At 63.9% G+C, this 4114-nt stretch carries 6 protein-coding genes and 1 tRNA gene; 2 read left to right on the top strand and 5 right to left on the bottom strand.

All coding sequences use genetic code 11. From position 1 onward, the window contains the following. Together RMO25_RS06060 and RMO25_RS06055 are read left to right on the top strand one after the other, a co-directional pair. On the top strand, nucleotides 1-102 hold a 102-nt coding region (locus RMO25_RS06060), incomplete at its 5' end, for an HU family DNA-binding protein (protein WP_309661705.1). A 61-nt stretch (nucleotides 103-163) separates the two neighbouring features. Next, nucleotides 164-238 (top strand) — tRNA-Val (locus RMO25_RS06055). On the opposite strand, the gene RMO25_RS06050 is transcribed toward RMO25_RS06055, so the two are convergent. From RMO25_RS06050 to pstA, 5 genes are all read right to left on the bottom strand, one after another. Further along, nucleotides 217-894: an MIP/aquaporin family protein gene (locus RMO25_RS06050; RefSeq protein ID WP_309661703.1), complete on the bottom strand. Its 678-nt coding sequence runs from the start codon at nucleotides 892-894 to the stop codon at nucleotides 217-219. The two genes, RMO25_RS06055 and RMO25_RS06050, sit on opposite strands and share 22 nt — an antisense overlap. Before the next feature lie 13 nt (nucleotides 895-907). Further along, entirely contained in the window at nucleotides 908-1615 is a 708-nt protein-coding gene (phoB, locus tag RMO25_RS06045; protein ID WP_309661702.1) for a phosphate regulon transcriptional regulator PhoB, read from the bottom strand. Nucleotides 1616-1617: 2 nt separating this feature from the next. Further along, on the bottom strand, nucleotides 1618-2316 hold the full coding sequence (gene phoU / locus RMO25_RS06040; protein WP_309661701.1) for a phosphate signaling complex protein PhoU: 699 nt from the start codon (nucleotides 2314-2316) through the stop codon (nucleotides 1618-1620). Between the two features lie 14 nt (nucleotides 2317-2330). Continuing rightward, nucleotides 2331-3110: a phosphate ABC transporter ATP-binding protein PstB gene (pstB, locus tag RMO25_RS06035; RefSeq protein WP_309661704.1), complete on the bottom strand. Its 780-nt coding sequence runs from the start codon at nucleotides 3108-3110 to the stop codon at nucleotides 2331-2333. 164 nt (nucleotides 3111-3274) lie between these two features. After that, nucleotides 3275-4114 (bottom strand): phosphate ABC transporter permease PstA (pstA, locus tag RMO25_RS06030; RefSeq protein WP_309661700.1); only part of this gene is annotated, 840 nt, incomplete at its 5' end.

Here is a 4114-nt window from a genome sequence, read left to right as displayed (position 1 = left end):
TCGACCGGACGCAATCCGCGGACCGGCGAGCCGATCCAGATCAAGGCCAGCTCGCAGCCCAAATTCCGTCCTGGCAAAGGCCTCAAGGACGCCGTCCAGTAGACAGCGGACGAGGGCGGCTTTATGCGCCCCGTTCCGGCGCCATATAATTGGTCGGGGGCGTGGGCGCGTAGCTCAGTGGTAGAGCACTGTGTTCACACCGCAGGGGTCGCAAGTTCAATCCTTGCCGCGCCCACCACGCTCCGCCGTTGAATCATCGAACAAGGCTTTGCATACCAGCGCCGCACAAGCGGCACCCAGCAATTGCGCGATAATGAACTGCGGCACGTCATGCGGTGCAATTCCGGCGAAGGTGTTGGACAGGCTGCGGGCGATGGTGATCGCCGGATTGGCGAAGCTGGTCGACGACGTGAACCAATAGGCCGCGGTGATGTACAGCGCGACACTGGCCGCCACTGCTGTGGGCCGATAGCGGACGGTCCCAAGGATGGTGAGGATCAGGCCGAAAGTGGCGATCGCTTCGCCGAGCCACTGTCCCGCGCCGGTCCGGGCTTTCACCGAATATTGCAAAGCCGGCAGGTCGAACATGAGGTGCGCGACCCACGCCCCCAGGAGTCCGAATGCCAATTGCGCGGCGATATAGGCTGCCGCATCCCGCCAGCTTAGTTCGCCCCGGGACGCAGCGACCAGCGACACAGCCGGGTTCATGTGCGCACCGGAAATGGGACCGAGCATGGTAATCAGCACGAACAGCATGGCGCCGGTCGCCATCGTATTGCCGAGCAGCGCGACCGCATCGTTCCCGGCCGACAGCTTCTCGGCCATGATGCCCGAACCGATAACGGTCGCGAACAGGAAGAAGCTTCCGAGCCCTTCCGCCGCGAGCCTTCGCATCAGCGTTGGTTGCTCAGGCGGCGCCGTCGGCATCCAGCGAATAACCCTCCGAGCGGACCGTCCGGATGAGGTCGATCTCCCCGCTCTTGGCCAGTGCGATGCGAAGCCGGCGGACATGGACGTCGACCGTGCGAAGCTCGATCTCTTCGCTGTGCGGCCACACCGCCTCGAGCAACTGCTGCCGGGAAAAAACCCGTTGGGGGTTCTCGAGGAGGTGCCGGAGCAATCGATATTCGGTTGGACCCAGCGCAACGGACATGCCGTTACGCCGAACGCGGTGGGCGACAAGGTCCATATCGATCCCGTGGTAACTCAGTTTCTTGGCCGAGAGATGCGGTCGCGAGCGGCGCAACAGGGCGTTGGCGCGGGCGATCAATTCCTTCGGGCTGAACGGCTTGGTGACGAAATCGTCGGCGCCGGTTTCCAGCCCGCGCACGCGGTCGTCTTCTTCGCCGCGCGCGGTCAGCATCATGATCGGCAGATTGGCGGTAGCCGGGCTTCGGCGCAGCCGGCGGCAGACTTCGATCCCGCTAATGCCTTCGATCATCCAGTCGAGAATCACCAGATCGGGCTTGACCTCGTCGACCAGGATCAGCGCTTCGTCGCCGGCCGCGGTGCTGGTTACGGCGAATCCCTCGCGGCCGAAATGGAAGGTCATCAGTTCGGTCAGCGCCCGGTCGTCCTCGACCAGTAACAGCCGCTTGGTGCCGTGGTTTGCCATGGTCAGCCGGGAATTGTGCTGGTGCGGCTGCGGTCGGTCATGTGCTCCCCGGTGGCCGCATAATAGACCATTTCGGCGATATTGGTGGCGTGGTCGCCGACGCGCTCGAGGTTCTTGGCGACGAACAGCAGATGGGTCGCGTGACTGATGTTGTGCGGGTTTTCCATCATGTGAGTAAGCAAGGCGCGGAAAATCGAATCGTAGAAGTCGTCGACCGCATCATCGCGCTCGCACACCTCGACCGCGACATCGGCGTCGCGCTGGACAAACGCATCGAGCACGTCGTGAACCATGCTGGTCGCGATCCGCGCCATTTCCGGGAGCAGCGAAATGGGCTCGATCTTGTTGGCGCTTTCGATCAGCGGGACCCGCTTGGCGATGTTCTTGGCATAATCGCCAATGCGCTCGACCACGCCCGAAATCTTGAGCGCCGCGACGACATCGCGAAGGTCGCCGGCCATCGGCGCTCTGAGGGCGATCAGCTGCACCGCGCGGCGTTCGGTTTCGACTTCGAGCGCGTCCAGCTTCTTGTCATTGGCGACGACCTGCAGGGCGCCTTCGGTGTCGTGCTGGGCAAGGCAGCGCATCGCCTCGCCGATCGCATGTTCAGCGAGGCCGCCCATCTGGCTGATCAGCGCGCGCAGCCGGTCGATGTCTTGGTCGAACGCTTTGAGCGTATGCCCGCCGGTCTGTTGTTCCATGGCTTTCGCTCCGATCAGCCGTAGCGGCCGGTAATGTAATCCTGCGTGCGCCGCTGCGTAGGATTGGTGAAAATTTCGCTGGTCTTGCCATACTCGATCATCTCGCCGAGATGGAAGAAAGCGGTCCGCTGCGAGACCCGCGCGGCCTGCTGCATATTGTGAGTGACGATGGCGATCGCGTAGCGACCGCGCAGCTCGTGGATCAGCTCCTCGATCTTGGCGGTGGCGATCGGGTCTAGCGCCGAGCACGGCTCGTCCATCAGGATCACTTCGGGGTCGACGGCAATCGCGCGGGCGATACACAGCCGCTGCTGCTGGCCGCCGGACAAGGAAATTCCGCTTTCGCCCAAGCGATCCTTGACCTCGTCCCACAGCCCGGCGCGCTTCAATGACTTCTCGACGATTTCCGCCAACTCGGTCTTGGAATTTCCAAGGCCGTGAATGCGCGGCCCATAGGCGACATTCTCGAAGATCGACTTGGGGAACGGATTAGGCTTCTGGAACACCATGCCGACCCGGGCGCGCAGCTGGACGACGTCCATATCCGGGCTGTTGATGTCCTCCGCGTCGAGCTCGATATGACCGGTGACCCGTGCCGACGGGATGGTGTCGTTCATACGGTTTAGTGTGCGCAGGAAGGTCGACTTGCCGCAGCCCGACGGGCCGATGAAGGCGGTCACGCGGTCGTCATGGATGTCGATCGAGACGTCCTTCAGCGCCTGCTTGTCGCCGTAGAAGACGCTGACATCCTGCGCGCGCATCTTGGGCGTTCGGCCGGCGTTGGGCTCGGCCATGTCGGCCGGGTCCGCCGCCGGAGCCTCGACGTGAGTTTGCAGCGGTGGGGCATTGTCCTCCGCCGCCTGCTCGTCTGCGAACGGGTCTTCGCGATGGGCATCGGCGGCAATGACCGCTGAAGGCGCCGGCGTCGGCGTGAGGGGCATCTTTTCTTTCATCCTGGTCACCAGCGCTGCTCGAAGCGATTGCGGAGATAGATGGCGAGGCCGTTCATCAAAAGCATGAACAGCAGAAGCACAATGATCGCGGCGCTGGTTTTCTCGACAAACCCGCGGTCGACCTCGTCCGACCACAGGAAGATCTGCACCGGCAAGACCGTCGCCGGAGTCATCAGTCCGGTCGGCGGCGCGGCGATGAAGGCGCGCATGCCGATCATCAGCAGCGGCGCGGTCTCGCCCAGCGCGCGGGCCATGCCGATGATCGTGCCGGTGAGGATGCCGGGGAGGGCGAGGGGCAGCACGTGGTGGAACACGACCTGCATCTTGGATGCGCCGACCCCCAGCGCCGCGTCGCGGATTGAGGGCGGCACCGACATGATCGCATTGCGGCTGGCGATGACGATCACCGGCATGGTCATCAGCGCCAGCGTCAGCCCGCCGACCAGCGGCGCCGAGCGCGGCAGGTGCATGAAGTTGAGGAAGACGGCGAGGCCCAGCAGCCCGAAGATGATCGACGGCACGGCGGCGAGATTGTTGATCGATACCTCGATGGCGTCGGTCCAGCGGTTGCGGGTCGCGAATTCCTCGAGATAGACGGCGGCCAGAACGCCGACCGGAAAGGCGAGGAGCATCGTCACCATGATGGTCAGGAAGGTGCCCTTGAGCGCCCCCCAGATACCGACCGCGGACGGGTCGGTGGCGTCGGATTCGGTGAGGAAGTCGCGGTTGATCGTGCGGCGGAGCGCAGTTTTCGCCTTGAGTTGTTCGACCAGTCCCTCGCTGGCCGCGTCACCGTCCTGCTTGGCCGCGACGTCGACCTTGCTCCCGACCGGCAGCCACAAGGT

This window comes from Sphingomonas sp., assembly GCF_031361285.1.
In the GTDB taxonomy this organism is placed as follows: Bacteria; Pseudomonadota; Alphaproteobacteria; order Sphingomonadales; family Sphingomonadaceae; genus Sphingomicrobium.
Note: the sequence above shows the minus strand (reverse complement) of the source record. Positions and strands in the feature narration are given on the sequence as shown.

Bases quoted from the DNA above. Each gene is read 5' to 3' on its own strand.
- RMO25_RS06050 (WP_309661703.1), bottom strand. From the start codon at position 894: ATGCGAAGGCTCGCGGCGGAAGGGCTCGGAAGCTTCTTCCTGTTCGCG.
- phoB (WP_309661702.1), bottom strand. From the start codon at position 1,615: ATGGCAAACCACGGCACCAAGCGGCTGTTACTGGTCGAGGACGACCGG.
- phoU (WP_309661701.1), bottom strand. From the start codon at position 2,316: ATGGAACAACAGACCGGCGGGCATACGCTCAAAGCGTTCGACCAAGAC.
- pstB (WP_309661704.1), bottom strand. From the start codon at position 3,110: ATGGCCGAGCCCAACGCCGGCCGAACGCCCAAGATGCGCGCGCAGGAT.